This is a genomic window from Nocardiopsis sp. MT53 (assembly GCF_019598965.1).
GTDB classification, from domain to species: domain Bacteria; phylum Actinomycetota; class Actinomycetes; order Streptosporangiales; family Streptosporangiaceae; genus Nocardiopsis; species Nocardiopsis changdeensis.
Map to the genome: position 1 here is coordinate 2248324 of NZ_CP080599.1, position 19691 is coordinate 2268014.

Here is a 19691-nt window from a genome sequence, read left to right on the forward strand (position 1 = left end):
TCTCACTCCGCCGGGGTGGAACCCACCAGCTCTCAGGAGTTCCAGCGGCGCCGGCCCTCCGCTAGGGGCGTCGGCGCAGGTGGGCGCCGCTCGACGGGAGGAACATCGCCACCATCGCCGCCGGCACCGCGGCGATGTGGAGCCCGCGCACCGTGTAGTAGGCCAGGTCGGCCGCATCGGCCGCGGCCAGTGCCGCCCCGGCGTCGCCGCCGTCGGCGAACCAGCCGACCAGCGGCACCACCAGGGTCGCTAGGCCGATGCAGCCGAGCAGCACGGCGAGCGCGATCCGGGCCCACCCGCGGCCCCGGTACAGGTGGAGCACCAGCAGCGCCGCACCCCCGTAGACCACCGTGCGCAGCGCGATGTTCGCGGCCAAGCCGGGCCCGAACCCCTCCGCGGCGATCACGCCCGAGGCCCCGATGACCGATTCCACCACCCCGGCGCCGATCGCGACCAGCCACAGGAGGCAGGCTGCCCGCAGCGCCGGAGGCAGCGTCTCCGGTCCAAAGGTGCGCGCAACGCCCTGTGTCGTCGTGTCCATGCCGGCTCCCTGAAACGTTCCGTCGTCGGTGGAACGAGTCTGGGCCACCGCGCGGCCCCGGTCAGGGGTGGCGGGACGCCGGTCCTCCGGTGGTACGGGCACCCCCGCTCCGGGGGGCCGTCCACCCGGGCGCACCGGGAGTCCGTGCCGACGCAGCACCTCCGACCACCGCGCCGACCGGTCCCGCCACATCGTGCCCGGAACCGCCTCGAACGGATCGGCTCCGCCCCGCACGCCGGTGTTACCGTGAACCGAACGTGCTCCACCCCCCTTCGTTCCGGAGCACGGAAGGGAAGCGTCATGGCAGACCCGACCAGCACCGCCGGTGACCGATCCGCCCCCGGAGAGCCGGAGCACGAGGGCGTCGAGGTGCTCGTGCACGGCTTGACCCCGACGTGGAGCGGCCACGATTTGGAAGCGTCGGCCGTCAGCGACGACGAACAGATCGGCACCTTCCAGCGCAACCAGCTCTTCGAGGCGATGGGGGACACCCCCGAGACCGCCTGAGGTCCCGGAGCCCCCTGGGCGCCGGGCACGCGGACCCCGCGAACGCAGAGAGGCCGGTCCCGAAGGACCGGCCTCTCGCTCTGTCGGGGTGGCGGGATTTGAACCCACGACCTCTTCGTCCCGAACGAAGCGCGCTGCCAAGCTGCGCTACACCCCGAAGCAACGAGCCCAAGTCTAGCGGACGTCGGGAGTGCTCGGGTAATCGATTACGGGACTGTGGCCCAGGCCTCCTCAGGCCCCTTCCGGGCCCGCCACGAGGTCCAGCAGCGACGCCTCCGGGCGGCAGCAGAACCGCACCGGCGCGTACGGCGACGTGCCCAGCCCGCCCGAGACGTGCAGCCACGCCCCCGCGTACTCGTGCAGCCCCCACGCCCGCCGCCGGTCGATGCCGCAGTTGGTGACCAGCGTCCCGTAGAACGGCAGGCACAGCTGGCCGCCGTGGGTGTGTCCGGCCAGCATCAGCTGGTAGCCGTCGGCCGCGAACCGGTCCAGGTTGGCGGGCTCGGGCGAGTGCAGCACGCCCAGCCGCAGGTCCGCAGTCGGGTCGGCCGGGCCGGCGATGTCGTCGTAGCGGTCCAGCTTGATGTGCGAGTCGTGCACGCCGCCCAGCGCCACCTCCAGGCCGCCCGCCTTGAGGGCACCCTTGCGGTTGTTCAGGTCCAGCCAGCCCGACGCGGACATCGCCGCGCCCAGCTCGCGCCAGGGCAGGTCCGGCACCCGGCGCTTGTTGTAGTCGGTCTTGCTGGTCCGCCACAGGTAGCGGGCCGGGTTCTTCAGCTGGGGGGAGAACAGGTCGTTGGACCCGTACACGAACGCGCCCGGCCGGTCCAGCAGCGGTCCCAGGGCTTCGATGAACGGCTCCACCGCGTCCGGGTGCGCCAGCGAGTCCCCGGTGTTGACCACCAGGTCGGGCTCGTAGCGCTCCAGGCCGCGGATCCAGTCGATGAGCATCCTGCGGCCCGGCGTCAGGTGCGCGTCGGACAGGTGCAGGACGCGCAGGCGCGGGCTGCCCGGGGGCAGCAGGGGCAGCTCGTAACGGCGCAGCCGGAACCAGTTGCGCTCGATGACCGAGGCGTAGGTCAGCCCGGCGACCCCGAGGGCTCCCGTGACCGCGACCGCCCGGCCGGTGTTGCGCAGGAGTCGTCGCTTGTCGATGCCCATGCGGCCTTCTTCCTCGTCGGGCTCGGATGAGGGGCGGCGGGTGCGTCGTCCGGGACGGAGAGGCCGCGGAACGACGTTCCGGCACCCACGACGATGGTCTCACGCCGTCCGGGCACAAAACGTTGGTGGGCCGACGGGGGACCGCCGTAGGATCGGCCCATGTCCGAACTCAAAGACCGCCTGAAGAACGACCTGACCACCGCCATCAAGGCGCGTGACAAGGTGCGCACCGGCACCCTCCGCATGGTCCTGGCCGCGATCTCCACCGAGGAGGCCGCCGGCTCCAGCCAGCGCGCCCTGGGTGACGACGAGGTCGTCAAGCTGCTGACCCGCGAGGCCAAGAAGCGCCGCGAGGCCGCCGAGGCGTTCGAGAAGGGCGGCCGCCCCGAGCAGGCCGAGGCCGAGCGGGCGGAGAGCGAGGTCATCTCGGACTACCTGCCCAAGCAGCTCACCGACGAGGAGCTGTCCGATCTGGTCGCCGCCGCCGTCGAGGAGGCCGGCGCGCAGACCCCCAGGGACATGGGCAAGGTCATGAAGGTCCTCAACCCCAGGATCGCCGGGCGGGCCGAGGGCTCGCGGGTGGCGGCCGAGGTCAAGCGGCGCCTGGCCGGCTGACCCCCGGCAGGGGTCCCCGGAACGCCCGAGGGGGCCGCGGCGTGCGCCGCGGCCCCCTCGCCGTACGTCCCGCTAGTCGCGGGTGGTGGTCGGCGTGTGCGCCGGCCGGACCCGGAACCAGCCGTCGTCGTCCTCGCCGGTGCCCGCGCCCGCGGTCCCGCCGCCCCGGCTCAGGAACACGTTGACCGTGGCCCCCTCCGGCAGGCGTGTGCCGGGGTCGGGGTTGACCGCGGCCACCGCGCCCTCCGGCTCAGGGGAGTTCAGGCGGGTTCCGGACACGTTCGCCGTGTACCCGGCCTCCTCCAGGGCCGCCACCGCGTCCGCCTCGGTCAGCCCGACCACGTCGGGCACACCGCCGTCGTCGGACGCCGGACTGGGGTCGTCGTCGGGCTCGGAGGGCGCCCTGGGCACCGACGTGGAGCCGAACCTGCCCGGTGCCGAGGGCAGCTGCTCGACCTCCAGGCCCTCGTGGGCCGCCCGGAAGCTCTCCTGCCAGATCCGCCCCGAGATCGTCGCCCCGTAGACCACCGAGAAGTAGCGGTCGCCGATGGTGACGTTGCGCAGCGGGTACTGCTGGGGGCCGCGCGGGTCGGCGACGAACACCGCGGACGCCATCTGCGGCGTGAACCCGGCGAACCAGGCCGCCGCGGAGCCGTCCGTGGTGCCGGTCTTGCCGGCCGCCGGCCGCCCGATGCCCAGGGAGCTGGCGGTGCCGCCGTTGAAGGTCTGCGACAGCAGGTAGGCGACGCCGTCGGCGACCTCCTCCTCCAGGACCCGCTCGCACTCCGGCTCGATCTCGATCGTGGAGCCGGCCTGCTTGTCCTCGATCATGGTGATGGCCTGCGGCTCGCAGTACATGCCGCCCGAGGCGAACGTCGCGTAGGCGTTGGCGACCCGCAGCGGGGACACCTCCTCGCTGCCCAGCGTGAAGCTGCTGTTGGCCAGCGAGTTCTCGTTCTCGGTGAACAGGGTGCCGTCGGCCCGTTGCAGGCCCAGCTTCTCGGCCATCTTCATGACGTCGCAGATGCCGACCCTGGCCTGGAGCTGCGCGAAGTAGGTGTTGGACGACGCCTTGGTGCCCGACACCATGTTGTGCGTGGTGCCCGCGGCCGTGTCACCGGCGTTGCTCGGCGTCCACGTGGCCAGGGTCCCGCCGTTGCAGCTGCGCTGCCCGGACACGGACACGCTGGTCGGCGAGTTGAACGCGGTGCTGAACGGCAGGCCCTCCTCCAGCGCCGCGGCCAGGGTGATCGCCTTGAACGTCGACCCGGCCTGGAAGCCGGTGCTGCCGCCCCGGTCGGAGTCGGTGGCGAAGTTGATGGAGGTCTCGCCGAGCTTGCTCTCGTCGGGGCCGTAGTTGCGGCCCTGCGCCATGCCGAGGATCTGGCCGCTGCCCGGTTCGATGATCACCTGGGCGGACACCTTGCGGGACTCGTTCTCGCGCGGCACCCACTCGTCGACGGCGGTCTGCGAGGCCTCCTGGACCTGCGGCCGCAGCGTGGTGTGGATCTCCAGGCCCGCGGTGCGCAGCCAGCGCGCCCGCTCGGTCTCGTTGGGGCCGAACCGCTCGTCCTTCTCGATCTCCTGGACCACGTAGTCGCAGAAGAACGGCTCGTCGCTGGGGACGCACCCGTTGGGCGGGGTGTCCAGGTCCACCTCCAGAGGCTCCTTCTTGGCCTCCTCGGCCTCGGCCTCGGTGATGGCTCCGGAGGCGACCATGCGGTCGAGGACGACGTTGCGGCGCTCGACGGTCTGCTCGGGGAAGAACCGGGGGTTGTAGAGGTAGGGGTAGCGGACCAGGCCGGCGATGGTCGCCGCCTGGTGCAGCTCCAGCTCGCTGGCGGGGATGTTGAAGTAGTGCTGGGCCGCCGACTCGACGCCGTAGGCGCCGTCGCTGAAGTAGGCGATGTTGAGGTAGCCCTCGAGGATCTCGTCCTTGGTCATCCGCTTCTCCAGCGCCACGGCGTACCGCAGCTCCCGGATCTTGCGGGCGATCGACTCCTCGCGGGCGGCGTCCAGCTCCTCCTGGGAGGTGGCGGCCTCGATCTGGACGTTCTTGACGTACTGCTGGGTGATCGACGAGGCGCCCTGGGTGTTGCCGCCCAGGGTGCGCACGGCGGCGCGCAGCGTGCCCGCGACGTCCAGGCCGCCGTGCTCGTAGAAGCGGGCGTCCTCGATGGCGAGGATGGCGTCGATCATGACCGGGGACACGTCCTCGAGGGGGACGAGCTCCCGGTTCTGATCGAAGATCTCGGCGATGACACCGCCCTCGGCGTCATAGATGGTGGAGCGCTGCGGGGGAGGCGGCGTCTCCAGGTTGCTCGGCATGTCGAGGAACCCGGCGGCGATGTTGCGGGCGGTGATGCCCACACCGCCGACGGCGGGCAGCGCCAGCGCGGCGACCAGAAGGCCCGCGATCGCGCTGACGACGACAAGTTGGCTGATTCTCTGAAGCAATGTCCCCTGACCCACCCCATCAGACTAAGTGACCACATGAGCGCGAAGAGGTGCGCTGTGGAACGGATGGTGCTCGGACGTACCGAAACGCCCACGGCACCGCGCGGGCCCTGCCCCCAGACCATCTTTTCACGTGCTATCGCAGCCCCTGTGCCCTTCGGTTCGGCCGTACAGGGGTTCCGGGTCGTCGCGGCCGGAAGGGCTCGCACCGGTCGCGCAATGGCCCGAGCGGGCCATATTCGGTGAGATGGAATGTGGGTCGAGTGGGTTCTGTCGCGACGGCCCCGAAGTCCGTAACTTTCTGCACAGCGGGGCGGGCCTTCGTCCGTCCCACTCGTCAGCCGGAGCCTACCCGTTCCCGGCACCCGCTCGGAGCACACGGATACCCGGGCTCCCCGCGGTCACGGCCCACCCACGGGGGTGCAGCGCACATGTGGATTCACCAGTGGACGACCCGGGCACGCTGCCGCCGGGTCGACCCCGACGCACTGTTCGTCCAGGGCGCGGCCCAGAACCGCGCCAAACTCATCTGCCGGGACTGTCCCGTGCGCACCGAATGCCTGGTGGACGCGCTGGACAACCGGGTGGAGTTCGGGGTGTGGGGAGGGATGACCGAGCGCGAGCGCCGGGCGCTGCTGCGCAAGCACCCGCAGGTCACCGACTGGGCCCCGGTTCTGGAGGAGGTGGCCTGCCGGGAGGGTGAGCGCGAGGGCGAGGAGGACCTCGTCCGCGACCTGGTCCGCTTCGCCGACGCCGCGGTGGCCGCGGCCACCGACGCCGACCGCTCCTGACCGCCGGCCGTTCGGGCCGTGTTCTCCGAATCCTCGCCCTTCTTCGGTCCGCCCGTCGCCCGCCACCGCCCTCAGCGGAAGGCCGCGGCCACGGGCCCTCCCCGAGCACCGGCTCCCGCGGGACTCCCGGAGCCCTGACCAGGCGCCTCGCGAACCCCCCACGGCCCGGGAGGGCACTCGAAGCGGGCACCGACCATCGGGACCGCCGTCATTCCCCGGTCCCCGGCCCCCGGCCCCCGGAGCCTCCCCCCCCGGCCGTCACGCGCCGCGGGCCAGGGCCTCCCCGATCCCGCGCAGCCCGTCCAGGTCGTGCACGTCCTCCGGCAGGGCCGGCACCTCCGCCACCGGCACCCCCGGGTGGTCGGCCGCGGTCCGCTCCCGCAGCCCCCGCTCCCGCCGGTGGGTGCGCACCAGCTCAGCGTGCAGCCGCAGCGCCGCCGACGCCCCCGGGTGCGTCCCCGCCGCCTCCAGGGACTCCGCGGCCGCCGTTGCCGCCTCCGCGTCCAGCCGCGCGCCCGCCCCCTCCGGCAACGGGTGCGTCCGGTTGACCACCAGCCCCGCCAGCGGCATCGCGTCGGTGGCCAGCCGCCGCATGAAGTACGACGCCTCGCGCAGCGCGTCCGGCTCTGGCGCCGCCACCACCACGAACGCCGTCCCCGGCGCCTGCAACAGCCGGTAGGTGCGCTCCGCGCGCTCCTGGAACCCGCCGAACACCGTGTCGAACGCCGCCACGAACGCCCGCAGGTCGTTCAGCAGCTGCGCCCCCAGGACCTTGCCCAGCACCGAGGTGACCAGCCCCATGCCGGCGCCCAGCAGCCTGAACGCCCCGCTGGGCGCGGGCGCGCTCAGGAACTTCACCAGCCGACCGTCCAGGAACCTCCCGAGTCGTTTCGGCGCGTCCAGGAAGTCCAGCGCGGACCGGCTGGGCGGGGTGTCCACCACGATGAGGTCCCACTCCCCGGACTGGCGCAGCTGCCCCAGCTTCTCCATCGCCATGTACTCCTGCGTGCCGGAGAAGCTCGTGGAGAGGGTCCGGTAGAAGGGGTTGGCCAGGATCTGGCGGGCCCGCTCGGGGTCGGCGTGCTCCTCGACGACCTCGTCGAAGGTCCGCTTCATGTCGAGCATCATCGCGTGCATGCTCCCGGGGGTCCCCTCCGGCAGCGGAACCGGGCTCGGGGTGTTGTCCAGCGTCTCCAGCCCCATCGACTGGGCCAGCCGCCGGGCCGGGTCCACGGTGATCACCACGGCGTGCCTGCCGCGCTCGGCGGCCCGCAACCCCAGGGCGGCGGCGGTCGTGGTCTTGCCGACCCCGCCCGCCCCGCAGCACACCACGATCCGGGTCGCCGGGTCGTCCAGCAGAGCGTCCACGTCCAGGCGTCCGGCGCTCACCGGCGCACCCCCTGTCCGGCCATGCGGCGGGCCAGCCCGTCCAGCGCCGCCCGGTCCGCCCCGCCCTCCAGCAGGGGCAGTTCCAGCAGCGGCGCTCCGGCGTCCGCCAGCTCCCCGCGCACCCGCTGCTCCAGCAGCACCCGCCGGGCGTGGGCGCCCACCTCGCCGGCCAGCGACTCCGCCAGCTCGCCGGGATCGTCCAGTCCGGCGGCCTTGAGCCCGGCGGCCAGCTCCTCCGGGTCGACCTCCCCGGCGGCCGCGGCGGCCAGGAGGTCCTGCGGCAGCAGCGGCGGGCGCACCATGTTCACCACGACCATGCCCACGTCCAGGCCGAGCGCTGCGACCTCGGCGATGCCGTCCCGGGTCTCCTGGGCGGGCATCTCCTCCAGCAGCGACACGAAGTGCACCCGCGTCCGGCCGGAGCGGATCACCTCCATCACCTTGTCGGCGTGGTTGCGGATCGGGCCCATCCGGGCCAGCCCGGCCACCTCGGAGTTGACGTTGAGGAACCGGCCGATGCGCCCGGTGGGCGGGGCGTCCATGACCACCGCGTCGTAGTGGAAGGGCCCCTCCGCGCGCCGCCGGCCGCCCTCCCGGCGGCGCACCGCCTCGGTGGCCTTGCCGGTGAGCAGCACGTCCCGCAGGCCCGGGGCGATGGTGGTGGCGAAGTCGACGGCGCCCAGCCTGGTGAGGGCCTGTCCGGCCCGGCGCATGCCGTAGAACAGCTCCAGGTACTCCATGAGCGCCGACTCGGCGTCCGCGGCCAGCGCGAACACCCGGCCGCCGCCGGGCACCGCCTCGATCTCGCGCTCCTCGTACGGCAGCGGCGGGATCCCGAACAGCGAGGCGATGCCCTGCCGCCCCTCGACCTCCACCAGCAGCACCCGCCCGCCGTCGGCCGCCAGGGCCCGGGCCAGCGCCGCCGCGACCGTCGTCTTGCCGGTGCCCCCCTTGCCGGTGACGATGTGCAGCCGGGCGCCCGCGCACGCCCGTGCGGGGTCGGGGTACCGGCCTCGGTCCTCTCGCTCGCTCACTCCACGGAGTCTATGCGGGCGTCCTCGCCGCACGCGGTGGGCCGCCCGGGTGAGTAATGTGGCGGCGTCGACGTGCCCGGACCCGCCGGGCGCACCGCACAGGGGGTAGTCACCTTGAGCAAGTGGGAGTACCAGACGGTGGCGCTGCTGTCGCACGCCACCAAGCAGATCCTCGACAACTGGGGTGCCGACGGCTGGGAGCTGGTCTCCGTCGTCCCCGCGCCGCTGCCCGAGGGCACCGACCCGCGCAACCAGCAGTACGTCGCCTACATGAAGCGGGAACTCTAGAGATGGCCACCCCCGAAGCCCGGATCGCCGAGCTCGGTCTGACCCTGCCGGAGGTGGCGGCCCCGGTCGCCTCCTACGTCCCGGCGGTCCGCAGCGGCTCCCACGTGTACGTGTCGGGCCAGCTGCCGTTCGTGGAGGGCCGGCTGCCCGCCACCGGCAAGGTCGGCGCCGAGGTCTCCCCGGAGACCGCCAAGGAGCTGGCGGCGGTGTGCGCGCTCAACGCGATCGCGGCCGTGCGCGCCGAGATCGGGGAGCTGTCCGACGTCGTGCGCATCGTCAAGGTGGGCGGGTTCGTGGCCAGCGCCCCGGACTTCACCGGGCACCCCGGGGTGATCAACGGGGCCAGCGACCTGCTCGCCGCGGTGTTCGGCGACGCGGGCGTGCACGCCCGGGCGGCGGTCGGTGTCGCGGCCCTGCCGCTGGACTCGCCGGTCGAGGTTGACATGATCGTCGAGGTCGTCTGAGCGAGGGGGAGCCGATGTCGAGCGGTTCGGGCCGGAGCGGGGCCGTGGTGCCCCGTCCGGCGGCCACGGTGGTGCTGCTGCGCCCGGCGGGCGCGGGCATGGAGGTCCTGCTCATGCGCAGGGTCCGCTCCATGGGGTTCGCGCCCGGCGCCTACGTCTTCCCCGGAGGCGGGGTGGACGTGCGCGACGAGGCCGGAGACCTGCCCTGGACCGGACCGTCGCCGCAGGAGTGGGCGGACGTGCTCGGCGTCGACGTCCCGCGCGCCAGGGCCCTGGTCTGCGCCGCGGTCCGCGAGACCTTCGAGGAGACCGGGGTGCTCCTGGCCGGGGAGCTCGGGAGCGACGACCTCGTCCTGGACACGACGTCGCCGGAGTGGGAGCGGGACCGGCTGGGGCTGATCGACCGCTCCCGCTCCTTCACCGAGGTGCTGTCCCGCCGCGGCCTGGTGTTGCGCTCGGAGTGGCTGCACGCCTGGTCGCGGTGGATCACCCCGGCGGCGGAGAAGCGCCGCTTCGACACGTGGTTCTTCGCCGCGGAGCTGCCGCGCGGTCAGGTCTCCCGGGACGTCGGCGGCGAGGCCGACCTGACCCGGTGGATCGACCCGGCGCTGGTGGCGGGGGAGTGGGAGCAGGGGCGGATGCCGATGCTCCCGCCGACCCTGGTCACCTGCGGACAGGTGGCCGAGTGCGGCACCCTGGACGGGGTGAAGCGCGCGAAACGGGATATCGTCCCCATTGAGCCCGAAGTGCGCGTGGTCGACGGTCGGCTCCGTGTCTTCGTCCCCGACGGGATCGACTACCCCCTTCCCAGTGAGTGAGGTGCGATGAGGATCGACGGTTCCGGCACGTTGCGCGCCGGCTGTGTCCTGTGCCCCAACCCCGGTCCGATGACCCTGGAGGGGACCAACACCTGGATCCTGCGCGAACCCGGCTCCCGCGGGGTCGTGGTGGTCGACCCGGGCCCGCACGACGAGCGGCACCTGGAGCGGGTCGCGCGCACGGTGCAGGAACAGGGCGCCCAGGTGCTCATGGCGGTCCTCACCCACCGGCACCCCGACCATTCGGAGGGCGCGCGCTACTTCTCCGAGCTGACCGGCGCCCCCGTGCACGCGGTCGACCCCGAGATGCGGGTGGGCGGCCGCGGGCTGGCCGACGGCGAACTGCTGGAGGCCGACGGGCTGCGCCTGCGGGTGCTGGCCACCCCCGGGCACACCGACGACTCCGTCTGCCTGTACCTGGAGGCGGACGGGGCGATCCTCACCGGCGACACGGTCCTGGGGCACGGCACCACCGTCATCGACGGCGACGACGGCCTGGGCCCCTACATGGAGTCGCTGTACCGGCTGCGCGACCTGGTCCGCGAGAACCAGGTGCGCACCCTGCTGCCCGGCCACGGGCCGATCCTCACCACCCCGGCCGCGGTGCTGGACTCCTACATCGACCACCGCGAGTCCCGGCTCGCCCAGGTGCTGGACGCCGTGAACTCGGGCGCCGTGCGGGTGGAGGAGATCGTCGACCGGGTCTACCCGGACATCACCGAGCAGATCCGCTTCGCGGCGATGTCGTCGGTCCGCGCCCAGCTGCGCTACCTGTCCCTCAACGGCGGCCTCCCCGACGGCGTCGAGGTCTGACCGGGCTCCGCCCGGCCCCGGCCGCGCGCCCTCCCGGGCGCTTCGCGCCCCGCCGTGCCGCGCCTTCGGCGCGGCCTTCCGCCGCGCTCCCCACCGGACCCCTCGGCCGGGCTTCCCGTGCCGCCCCCTCGCACCGGACCCGGAAACGGCGACGGGCTCCGGTCCGCGCGATTCCCGGGAGGGGATTCGACGCGGGCCGGAGCCCGCCGTGGCCCCCGCATCGCGGGGCCGGGCACAGCCGGTGCGGCCGCTCCTAGCGGGCGCGGCGGCGCATGCGCTCGACGTCCAGCAGGACCACGGCCTTGGCCTCGATCCGCAGCCAGCCGCGCAGGGCGAACTCGGCGAGGGCCTTGTTGACCGTCTCGCGGGAGGCGCCGACCAGCTGGGCCAGCTCCTCCTGGGTGAGGTCGTGGTGGACGTGCAGGCCGTCGTCGCCCTCCTTGCCGAACTTCTCGGCGAGCTCGAGCAGGGCCTTGGCGACCCGGCCGGGGACGTCGGTGAAGACCAGGTCGGCCATCACGTCGTTGGTCCGGCGCAGGCGCTCGGCCAGCGACTTGAGCAGCTGGAGCGAGACCTGCGGGCGGCTGGAGAGGAACGGGCGCAGGTCGTCGTGGCCCAGGCCGGCCAGGACGGAGTCGGTCACCGCGACGGCGCTCGCGGTGCGCGGGCGCGGGTCGAACAGCGACAGCTCACCGAACATCTCGCCGGGGCCGAGCACCCCGAGCAGGTTCTCGCGGCCGTCCACGGCCGTGCGGGTCAGCTTCACCTTCCCGTTGAGGATGACGTACAGGCGGTCGCCCTCGTCGCCCTCGTTGAACAGGGTCTGGCCCCGCCCGAGACGCACCTCGTTGACCGAGGAGCGCAGCGCGGCGGTGTCCTCCTCGTCCAGGGTCTCGAACAAGGGGGCCTTGCGCAGCACCTCGTTGATGTCGTCCACCACGTCCTCCTAAAACCTGACCGCCAACAGTGTGACGTATATCGCACCCGGGTGTGAAACCGGGTCGTTACCGCGGCTTGTCCGCCGGGAGACCACGCGCCCACGATTGGCCGGCGTCAGCCCCTGCGATCTTAGTCGTGATCGGCTTGTAGCAGGGATGTCCGCGCCGTGCCAGCGGGACATTGGTTACATAATCCCGACGTCCGACCCCCGCCCCGGAGGGCGGGTGCCCGATCGGCGTTTCCGAGCGGATCCTCCCCACGGCCCCCTACCCTGTGACGATGCCCCGTGACACACCGAACGCGAGCGACCCCGCGCCCACCCCCACGGGTGAGAGCCGCCTCGCGCTGGTCCGCCGAGCCCGCAGGATGTACCGGGAGCTCTCCGAGCTCTATCCGGACGCCCACGCGGAGCTGAACTTCACGACCCCGTTGGAGCTGCTGGTCGCCACGATCCTGTCCGCGCAGTGCACGGACAAGCGGGTCAACCAGGTCACCCCGACCCTGTTCGCGCGCTACCCCGACGCCGAGGCCTACGCCTCCGCGGACCGGGACGAGCTTGAGGGGATCATCCGACCTCTCGGCTTCTTCCGCGCCAAGGCGAACAGCCTCATGGGCCTGGGGCAGTCCTTGTGCGAACACCACGGAGGCGAGGTCCCGGGGAACCTCGCCGACCTGGTCAAACTACCCGGTGTAGGGCGGAAAACCGCAAACGTACTGCTCGGTAACGCCTTCGGTGTGCCCGGAATCACGGTGGACACCCACTTCGGGCGCCTCGTCCGGAGATTCGGGTGGACCGACGAGGAGGACCCGGTCAAGGTCGAGCACGCCGTCGGGGAGCTGTTCCCGCGCAAGGACTGGACGATGCTCTCCCACCGCGTCGTCTGGCACGGCCGCCGCGTCTGCCACGCCCGCAGGCCCGCCTGCGGGGCGTGCGTGGTGGCCCGGTGGTGCCCCTCCTTCGGCGAGGGCCCCACCGACCCGGAGACCGCGGCCAAGCTGCTGCGCATGCGCTCCTTCGCCTGACCGGAGGGCCCGCGGCCCGGGGCGCCCGCGGGGCGGGCCCCGCCCGGGGCCGCGTTCGCCTGTCAGGAGGGGGTGCCGTGCTTTGTAGTCTGATGGTGTGAGCGTTGACACCGCCAGAGTCCTCCTGTCGGGGTCCCATCACGTGACGACCCAGGGGAGGGACGGGCCGGAGCGGTGCCGACGGCCCGCGGCGCCCCGCCGAACCCGCCCCCTCTCCGAAGGCAGGTGCCGACCATGAACCCGATGCCGTCCTGGCTCGCCTCACTCGCCGACGCCGCGTCCGGTATGACCGTGCCCCCGCAGATGCGGCCGCCGCGCGACGGCGGCCGCGAGTCCGCGGTCCTCATCCTCTTCGGCGAGGGCTCCCAGGGCCCCGACGTGCTGCTCATCCAGCGCAACGCCGGACTGCGCAGGCACGCCGGCCAGCCCGCCTTCCCCGGCGGCCGGATCGAGCCCACCGACCCCTCCCCCGAGGCCGCGGCCCTGCGCGAGGCCGCCGAGGAGACCGGCCTGGTGCCCGGCGGCGTTGACGTCGTCGGCCGCCTCCCCGAGCTCTACCTCAGCTACAGCGACTTCCGGGTCGCCCCGGTCCTGGGCTGGTGGCGCGAGCCCTGCGAGGTGCGCCCCACCGACCTGGGCGAGGTCGCCTCCGTCTCCCGGGTCCCCGTCGCCGACCTCGCCGAGCCCGGCAACCGCGTCATGGTGCGCTACGGGGACGGCACCCGCTGGGGCCCCGGCTTCCGGGTGGACGGCATGCTCGTCTGGGGGTTCACCGGTGCCATCGTCGACCGCCTGCTCGTTCTGGGCGGCTGGGAACTTCCCTGGCGCAGGGAGGGTCTCACCGATGTGTTCGAGGCGACGCCGCACGGACTGCGCCCCGTCGGCTGAGGCCCGACCCGCTCACCTCGCTCCCGTGGGTAGCGCACACCTTTGGAGGGCAATGTGCTCGACGTGATCCTGATCGTCCTGTTGCTGCTTTTCGCGGTGACCGGGTACCGACAGGGTTTCATCGTCGGTGTCTTCAGCTTCGCGGGATTCATCGGCGGCGGCGTGCTCGCGGCGCTGACCTGCCCGGAGTACATCCAGCGGTGGGTGGAGGACCCCGGCCGGCAGGCGCTGGTGGCCATCGCCGTGGTGTTCCTGTCCGCCGCCCTGGGCCAGTTCCTGCTCTCCTACCTGGGCACGATGGTGCGCAACAAGGTGACCTGGGACTCGGCGCGGGTCGTCGACGCGATGGGCGGGGCCGTCGTCAGCGGCCTGTCGGTGCTGCTGGTGGCGTGGTTCATCGGCAGCACGGTCGCCAACTCGGCGCTGCCGTTCGTCGCCGACCAGGTGCGCGGCTCCCGCATCCTCCAGTCCGTCGACACGCTCATGCCGGAGTCGGCGCACAGCGGCTTCTCGACGTTCCGCCGGGTGGTCGACCAGAGCGCCTTCCCCCAGGTCTTCAGCGGGCTGGGGACGGGGGAGCTGGCCGAGGTCGATCCGCCCGACCCCGACGTGCTCACCACGCCCGAGCTCATCGATGCCAGCCGCAGCGTCGTCAAGGTGCTGGGCACCGCCCCGTCCTGCCAGCGGCGGGTCGAGGGCACCGGGTTCGTGTACTCCGACGGCCGGGTCATGACCAACGCCCACGTGGTCGCCGGGGTCACCGACGACCTGCGGGTGGTCACCCGCGAGGGGTACCAGCTGGAGGCCACCCTGGTGCTCTTCGACGCCCAGCAGGACCTGGCCGTGCTGCACGTGCCCGAGCTGGACCTGACGCCGCTGGAGTTCACCGCCGACGCGCCCCAGGGCGGTGACGCCGTCGTGGCCGGGTTCCCGCGCAACAGCGGGTTCACGGCGGTCCCGGCCCGGGTGCGGGCCCGCCAGACCGCGCAGGGCCCCGACTTCTACCACTCCCAGCAGGTGAGCCGGGAGATCTACCAGGTGCGCGCCGTGGTGCGTCCGGGCAACTCCGGGGGCCCGCTGCTGGCCCCCGACGGCACGGTCTACGGGGTGGTGTTCGCCGCCGCCACCAACGAGCCCGAGACGGGGTACGTCCTCACCTACGACGAGGTCGCCGCCAACGCGGAGAGGGGTTTGACCGCCACCGCCGAGGTGTCGTCCCAGACCTGCGACTGACCCGCCCGGGGGCGTGCCCCGAACGAACGAGGGCGCCCCCCGTCGGGGGGCGCCCTCGCCGCAACCGTGCCCGGAACCCTAGTTGGACCTCGGGTCCGGGGTGATCGGCCAGCTCATGCGCACGATGGTGCCGTGCTCACCGGGGTCGATCTTCACCTCGTCGGCCAGACCGGTGATGACCGCCAGACCCAGTCCCGGGGAGAACCCCGAGATCCCGCCGGGAGGGGTGTCCTCCCCGTCGAGGAAGAGTCCGTCGAGAAGGGGCTCGGTGTGGTCGGCCGGTTCCGGGACCTCCGTGGCCGGGGCCCGGTCGGAGACGACCACCTCGAAGCGTCGGGTCGCGCTCCCGTTGGCGCGCAGGATACGGCTCGCGGTGTCGGCACGGGGGTCCGACGCCGGATCAGGCCCGCCGTCGTCGATCAGCTGGAGCAGGATCGGCTGCGTCGGGCAGTGCAGCTTGTGCGCCGCCACCGCCCGGGAGCACGCCTCACCGACCGCCAGCCGGATCTCGTCGATGGTGGAGGCGGGGATGCCCGCCCGCCGGGCCACGGTCGCGGCCATGAGCCGGGCCGTGCGCACGTGGGCCGGAAGCGCACTGATCGTGAGCGTGATGGTCGCCATCGCTCGCTCTGTACTACTTCGCCGAACGCTTGTCGATGGCTTCCTGAACCGTGTTGTGGATACCGAACACCTTGGTCAGGCCGGTGATCCGGAAGATCTTGAGGATGCGCTCCTGCGTGCACACCAGGTCCAGGGTGCCGTCGTGCGCGCGCACGCGCTTGAGGCCGCCCACGAGCACGCCCAGACCCGTCGAGTCCAGGAACTCCACCTTCTCCATGTTGACCACGAGGTGGAAGTTGCCCTTGTTGACCAGATCGATCAGCAGCTCACGGAGCCGGGGTGCGGTATAGACGTCGATCTCACCCTCAACGACGACGATCTCGGTGTCGCCCTCGGTGTAATGATCAAGCTTCAAGTCCACTAGTCCTCCAGCGCCGATGATCTCTGCCGGGCGTTACCCCACCAGCACGCATTCAACCACGGGTGGCGTGCCGGTCCTCCCGTGATGCACGGAAAAACGGTGACACCGCGCGACCGTTCCCCCGGATGACACACTGAAACCAATGTCCGCCCAGTGAGGAGGGGTCCCGGATGACGCGACCGGAGTCCGTGCTTCCCGGTGTGTGGCGTGACGATACCCGGTACCCGCAGGTGACCCACGTCGAGCACGTGGCGCGGCACGACGGGGTGAGCGGGCGGTGGCCGGAATGGACCCCGGCCCTCCTGGTCGAACGCCTGGCCGACCGGGGGATCACGGAGCCGTGGTCCCACCAGGTGGCCGCCGCCGACCTCGCCCGCTCGGGCCGTGATGTGATCATAGCCACGGGTACCGCCTCGGGAAAGTCACTTGGCTTCCTTATGCCCGCGGTGGAGGCGGTTGACGCGGGCGGAACCGTTCTCTATCTCTCACCGACCAAAGCGCTGTCCCGGGACCAGCTCCGCGCCATCGAGGACCTGCGGCTGCCCGGCCTGCGGGCGGCCGTCTACGACGGCGACACCCCGCCCGAGGAGCGCGCCTGGGTGAGGGAGCACGGCAATTACGTGCTCACCAATCCGGACATGCTCCACCACGGCATGCTGCCCCGGCACGAGGCATGGCGGCGCTTCCTCCGGCGGTTGCGCTACGTGATCGTGGACGAGGCGCACCTGTACCGCGGGGTGTTCGGCTCGCACGTCGCCCAGATCCTGCGCCGGCTCCGGCGGGTGTGCGCCCGGCACCGGTCCGAGCCGGTGTTCGTGCTCGCCTCGGCCACCTCGGGGAGCCCCGGGGAGAGCGCCGGCCGGCTCACCGGGATCCCGGTCACCGCCGTCACCGAGGACGGGTCGCCGCGGCCGGGGATGTCGGTGGCGCTGGTGGAGCCGGAGTTCACCGACCTGACCGGCGAGCACGGCGCCCCGGTGCGCCGGACCGCGCCCTCCCACGCCGCCGAACTGCTCGCCGAGCTGGTCAGGGAGGGTGTGCGCACGCTCGTGTTCGTGCGCTCCCGGCAGGGCGCCGAGCTGGTGGCGCTCACCGCCCAACGCCTGCTGGAGCCCGACCTGGCCCGCCGGGTGGCCGCCTACCGCGGCGGCTTCCTGCCCGCCGAGCGCAGGCGGCTGGAGGAGGCGCTGCGGACCGGGGAGATCCTCGGGCTGGCCAGTACCAACGCCCTGGAGCTGGGGGTGGACATCACCGGCCTCGACGCGGTGATCATCGCCGGGTGGCCCGGCACCCGGGCCTCCCTGTGGCAGCAGGCGGGGCGGGCCGGGCGCGGGGACGACGCGGCACTGGCCGTGTTCGTGGCCCGGGACGACCCCCTGGACACCTACCTGGTGCACCACCCGGAGGCGATTTTCGGTCAGTCCGTAGAGACCGCCGTACTGGATCCGGAAAACCCGCACATCCTCGGTCCGCACCTGTGCGCGGCCGCCCAGGAGTTCCCGATCACGGAGGACGACTTCTCCCTCTTCGGACCCACCACCCGGGAGCGGCTCGACGAACTCGTTCACCGGAAATTCCTCAGGAAGCGGCCGAGGGGGTGGTTCTGGGCGAGCAATGAAAGGGCAAGTGACCTGGCCGATATCCGGGGTTCCGGGGGTTCGCCCGTGCAGATCGTCGACACCTCGACGGGCGGGCTGCTCGGGGAGATCGACGAGGCGGCCGCCCACGGCACCGTCCACCCCGGGGCGGTGTACCTCCACCAGGGCGACACCTACCTGGTCGGGGAGCTGGACCTCGACGAGGGGGTCGCCCTCGTGCGGCCGGCCGAACCGCCGTACAGCACGTGGGCGCGCGACACCACGGACATCACGGTTCAGTCGGTCATCCGTGAGGAGCGGTGGGACAGCGGAGTGGTGTTGCGCTTCGGCGAGGTGGAGGTGGTCCGGCAGGTGGTCGGCTACCTCAAGCGGGACGTGCGCACCGGCGCGGTCCTGGGCGAGCAGTCGCTGGACCTGCCCGAACGCACCCTGCGCACCCGCGCCGTGTGGTGGACGCTGCCCCCCGAGGCCGAGGAGCGCCTGCGCAAGGAGGAGGTCGGCCTGCTCGGCGCCGCGCACGCCGCCGAGCACGCGGTGATCGGCATGCTGCCGCTGCTGGCCACCTGCGACCGCTGGGACATCGGCGGGGTGTCCACGGCCACCGGCCGGGTGGAGGTGTTCGTCTACGACGGCCACGAGGGCGGCGCCGGGTTCGCCGAACGCGGCTACGCGGCGGCCCGGGAGTGGCTCACCGCGACCCGGGCGGCCATCGCCGACTGCGCGTGCGAGGAGGGGTGCCCGTCCTGCATCCAGTCGCCCAAGTGCGGCAACGGCAACGAACCGCTGAGCAAGTCCGGCGCCCTGCGCATGCTGGACGAGGTGCTGGGCGCCGCGGGCTGAGGCGTTCAGAGGCCCGGGAGCAGTCGGGGGCGCGCGTCGAGGCGGGGCGCGCGCCCGGGCGGGGCCGGGGAAGCCGGGAAGGGGGCGTCGCCCACGGCGGCGTACAGCAGGAGCGGGAGCTCGGCGTCGTCGTGGACGAGGGCCAGCGCCGCCCAGCGGCCGGTCTCCGGGGGATTCCACACCCGTAGGTCGCAGACCGCCGTGTAGAGGTGGCCGAGCGCGGACGGCAGCTCCACGCCGTCGAGCGCGGCGTCCGCGTAGGGGGCCGGGTCGACGAGCCCGGGGGTGCCCCAGCGCTCGGTGAGGGCGGCCTCGACCTCCGCGAGGTCGGCCTCGATCGCCGCCTGGGCGGCCTCGACGGTCCCGGGCGAGGGGTCGTCCCAGAAGTCCCGGCTCATGGCCAGGAGCGCCAGGTGGAAGTCGGCGCCGCCGGAGGGCTGGGGCCGCCCGGGGGAGTAGGGGCGGGCCAGGTCCGCGTCGATCAGGCTCAGGCGGGCACGGACGTCGGCGGGGGTGTTCACACGGGTTCTCCGGGCGTCGGGTTCTCCCGGCGGGCTTTTCCCGTCCGGGGGCGGCGGCCGCGGGGCCCGGCGGCCACGGCGCCATCATCGCGCGTGGGCGGCGGGCGGGTCGGAGAAAGTTATCCACAGGCTGGGGAAAGCCCTTCCGTCGCCTCCCCGGGCCGCCCACCCTGGAAACCGGGGTGACATCCCTGTCACCCCTCCTACCAGGGAGGTTCCGTGTTCTCTTCGGCATGCCTTGCCGCCGTCACCCGCTGTCCGCTGCCCCTCACGCGGCGGCACCCGGCCGCGGACGCCGACCGCGGCATCACGACGACCGAGTACGCCCTGTGCATCCTCACGGCTGCGGCCTTCGCCGGGGTCATGTACGCGATCGCCAAGAGCCAGGCCGTCAACGACGCCTTCACCGGGATCGTCGTCAATGCGCTCAACAACGGCTTCTGACCGGGGGGCCGTCACCGTCGAGTTCGCCCTCACCCTGCCGGCCCTCCTCCTCGTCCTGGCGCTGGCCGTCGGCGCGGTCACCGCCGCCGACGCCCGGCTCGCCTGTGCCGACGCCGCACGCGTGGGCGCCCGGTCCCTGGCCCGCGGCGAGAGCGAGGCACAGGCCCGGGAGCTGGCCCGCGCCGCCGCCCCGGACGGCGCCCGGGTCGGCCTGGGCCGGGACGGCGGGACGGCGCGGGTCACCGTCACCGCCCGGGTCCGGTTCGACCGCGTCCACCTCCACACGGTGGAGGTGAGCGGCACCGCCGCCGTCCTCCTCGAACCAGGGGTCCCACCATGACCCCG

The 19691-nt window shown here is 72.9% G+C and carries 22 protein-coding genes and 1 tRNA gene; 13 read left to right on the top strand and 10 right to left on the bottom strand.

Annotated elements, in window-relative coordinates:
- Positions 1 to 61 precede the first annotated feature (61 nt).
- Complete coding sequence (locus K1J57_RS09785) at positions 62 to 541, bottom strand: hypothetical protein (protein ID WP_220564119.1); 480 nt, start codon at positions 539 to 541, stop codon at positions 62 to 64.
- Positions 542 to 841: 300 nt separating this feature from the next.
- Here K1J57_RS09785 and K1J57_RS09790 point away from each other — a divergent pair, with 300 nt between their 5' ends.
- Positions 842 to 1048, top strand: a complete 207-nt coding sequence (locus K1J57_RS09790; protein ID WP_220564120.1) for a hypothetical protein — start codon at positions 842 to 844, stop codon at positions 1046 to 1048.
- An 83-nt stretch (positions 1049 to 1131) separates the two neighbouring features.
- Here K1J57_RS09790 and K1J57_RS09795 read toward each other — a convergent pair.
- Both K1J57_RS09795 and K1J57_RS09800 read right to left on the bottom strand, forming a co-directional pair.
- Positions 1132 to 1205 (bottom strand) — tRNA-Pro (locus K1J57_RS09795).
- A 74-nt stretch (positions 1206 to 1279) separates the two neighbouring features.
- Positions 1280 to 2209, bottom strand: a complete 930-nt coding sequence (locus K1J57_RS09800; protein WP_220564121.1) for a metallophosphoesterase — start codon at positions 2207 to 2209, stop codon at positions 1280 to 1282.
- A 159-nt stretch (positions 2210 to 2368) separates the two neighbouring features.
- On the opposite strand from K1J57_RS09800, the gene K1J57_RS09805 reads away from it, so the two are divergent.
- On the top strand, positions 2369 to 2824 hold the full coding sequence (locus tag K1J57_RS09805) for a GatB/YqeY domain-containing protein (protein ID WP_220564122.1): 456 nt from the start codon (positions 2369 to 2371) through the stop codon (positions 2822 to 2824).
- A 72-nt stretch (positions 2825 to 2896) separates the two neighbouring features.
- Here K1J57_RS09805 and K1J57_RS09810 read toward each other — a convergent pair whose 3' ends face one another.
- Positions 2897 to 5281, bottom strand: a complete 2385-nt coding sequence (locus tag K1J57_RS09810; protein ID WP_220564123.1) for a penicillin-binding protein — start codon at positions 5279 to 5281, stop codon at positions 2897 to 2899.
- A gap of 431 nt (positions 5282 to 5712) precedes the next feature.
- Here K1J57_RS09810 and K1J57_RS09815 point away from each other — a divergent pair, with 431 nt between their 5' ends.
- Entirely contained in the window at positions 5713 to 6072 is a 360-nt protein-coding gene (locus K1J57_RS09815) for a WhiB family transcriptional regulator (protein ID WP_220564124.1), read from the top strand.
- 258 nt (positions 6073 to 6330) lie between these two features.
- Here K1J57_RS09815 and K1J57_RS09820 read toward each other — a convergent pair whose 3' ends face one another.
- Together K1J57_RS09820 and K1J57_RS09825 are read right to left on the bottom strand one after the other, a co-directional pair.
- The gene (locus K1J57_RS09820; RefSeq protein ID WP_220564125.1) at positions 6331 to 7461 is read right to left on the bottom strand and encodes an ArsA family ATPase; all 1131 of its coding nucleotides are present in this window, start codon (positions 7459 to 7461) and stop codon (positions 6331 to 6333) included.
- Positions 7458 to 8495 (bottom strand): ArsA-related P-loop ATPase, encoded by a 1038-nt coding sequence (locus K1J57_RS09825; RefSeq protein WP_220564126.1) that lies wholly within the window; start codon positions 8493 to 8495, stop codon positions 7458 to 7460. Before K1J57_RS09825 ends, K1J57_RS09820 begins: the two co-directional genes overlap by 4 nt.
- Before the next feature lie 114 nt (positions 8496 to 8609).
- Between K1J57_RS09825 and K1J57_RS09830 the strand changes: the two genes are divergently transcribed.
- The 4 genes from K1J57_RS09830 to K1J57_RS09845 are packed head-to-tail and all read left to right on the top strand — an operon-like array spanning position 8610 to position 10878.
- Positions 8610 to 8783, top strand: a complete 174-nt coding sequence (locus K1J57_RS09830; protein ID WP_013156298.1) for a DUF4177 domain-containing protein — start codon at positions 8610 to 8612, stop codon at positions 8781 to 8783.
- A gap of 2 nt (positions 8784 to 8785) precedes the next feature.
- Positions 8786 to 9247: a RidA family protein gene (locus tag K1J57_RS09835; protein WP_220564127.1), complete on the top strand. Its 462-nt coding sequence runs from the start codon at positions 8786 to 8788 to the stop codon at positions 9245 to 9247.
- Between the two features lie 14 nt (positions 9248 to 9261).
- Positions 9262 to 10065 carry an NUDIX domain-containing protein gene (locus K1J57_RS09840; protein ID WP_220564128.1) on the top strand — a complete coding sequence of 268 codons (804 nt, stop codon included), beginning with the start codon at positions 9262 to 9264 and terminating at the stop codon, positions 10063 to 10065.
- A gap of 6 nt (positions 10066 to 10071) precedes the next feature.
- A complete protein-coding gene (locus tag K1J57_RS09845) occupies positions 10072 to 10878 on the top strand; it encodes an MBL fold metallo-hydrolase (RefSeq protein ID WP_220564129.1) in 807 nt (268 codons plus the stop codon).
- 253 nt (positions 10879 to 11131) lie between these two features.
- Here K1J57_RS09845 and K1J57_RS09850 read toward each other — a convergent pair whose 3' ends face one another.
- A complete protein-coding gene (locus tag K1J57_RS09850) occupies positions 11132 to 11806 on the bottom strand; it encodes a Crp/Fnr family transcriptional regulator (RefSeq protein ID WP_218619586.1) in 675 nt (224 codons plus the stop codon).
- A gap of 290 nt (positions 11807 to 12096) precedes the next feature.
- On the opposite strand from K1J57_RS09850, the gene nth reads away from it, so the two are divergent.
- The 3 genes from nth to K1J57_RS09865 all read left to right on the top strand — a co-directional run bounded on the left by nth (position 12097) and on the right by K1J57_RS09865 (position 14961).
- Positions 12097 to 12840, top strand: coding sequence for an endonuclease III (gene nth / locus K1J57_RS09855; protein WP_220564130.1), 744 nt, complete (start codon positions 12097 to 12099; stop codon positions 12838 to 12840).
- 234 nt (positions 12841 to 13074) lie between these two features.
- Positions 13075 to 13728: a CoA pyrophosphatase gene (locus K1J57_RS09860; RefSeq protein ID WP_220564131.1), complete on the top strand. Its 654-nt coding sequence runs from the start codon at positions 13075 to 13077 to the stop codon at positions 13726 to 13728.
- Between the two features lie 54 nt (positions 13729 to 13782).
- A complete protein-coding gene (locus K1J57_RS09865; RefSeq protein ID WP_220564132.1) occupies positions 13783 to 14961 on the top strand; it encodes a MarP family serine protease in 1179 nt (392 codons plus the stop codon).
- Between the two features lie 78 nt (positions 14962 to 15039).
- On the opposite strand, the gene K1J57_RS09870 is transcribed toward K1J57_RS09865, so the two are convergent.
- Together K1J57_RS09870 and K1J57_RS09875 are read right to left on the bottom strand one after the other, a co-directional pair.
- The gene (locus tag K1J57_RS09870) at positions 15040 to 15582 is read right to left on the bottom strand and encodes an ATP-binding protein (RefSeq protein WP_220564133.1); all 543 of its coding nucleotides are present in this window, start codon (positions 15580 to 15582) and stop codon (positions 15040 to 15042) included.
- A 13-nt stretch (positions 15583 to 15595) separates the two neighbouring features.
- A complete protein-coding gene (locus tag K1J57_RS09875; RefSeq protein WP_073381848.1) occupies positions 15596 to 15943 on the bottom strand; it encodes an STAS domain-containing protein in 348 nt (115 codons plus the stop codon).
- A 170-nt stretch (positions 15944 to 16113) separates the two neighbouring features.
- On the opposite strand from K1J57_RS09875, the gene K1J57_RS09880 reads away from it, so the two are divergent.
- The gene (locus K1J57_RS09880) at positions 16114 to 18381 is read left to right on the top strand and encodes a DEAD/DEAH box helicase (protein ID WP_220564134.1); all 2268 of its coding nucleotides are present in this window, start codon (positions 16114 to 16116) and stop codon (positions 18379 to 18381) included.
- Between the two features lie 5 nt (positions 18382 to 18386).
- Here the strand turns inward: K1J57_RS09880 and K1J57_RS09885 are convergent, their stop codons facing one another.
- Positions 18387 to 18902, bottom strand: coding sequence for a hypothetical protein (locus K1J57_RS09885; RefSeq protein ID WP_220564135.1), 516 nt, complete (start codon positions 18900 to 18902; stop codon positions 18387 to 18389).
- Between the two features lie 219 nt (positions 18903 to 19121).
- On the opposite strand from K1J57_RS09885, the gene K1J57_RS09890 reads away from it, so the two are divergent.
- Positions 19122 to 19346, top strand: a complete 225-nt coding sequence (locus K1J57_RS09890; RefSeq protein ID WP_255646939.1) for a DUF4244 domain-containing protein — start codon at positions 19122 to 19124, stop codon at positions 19344 to 19346.
- Positions 19324 to 19686 (top strand): TadE family type IV pilus minor pilin, encoded by a 363-nt coding sequence (locus K1J57_RS09895; protein WP_220564136.1) that lies wholly within the window; start codon positions 19324 to 19326, stop codon positions 19684 to 19686. The genes K1J57_RS09890 and K1J57_RS09895 overlap by 23 nt, the downstream gene beginning before the upstream one ends.
- The last annotated feature ends 5 nt before the right edge of the window (positions 19687 to 19691 follow it).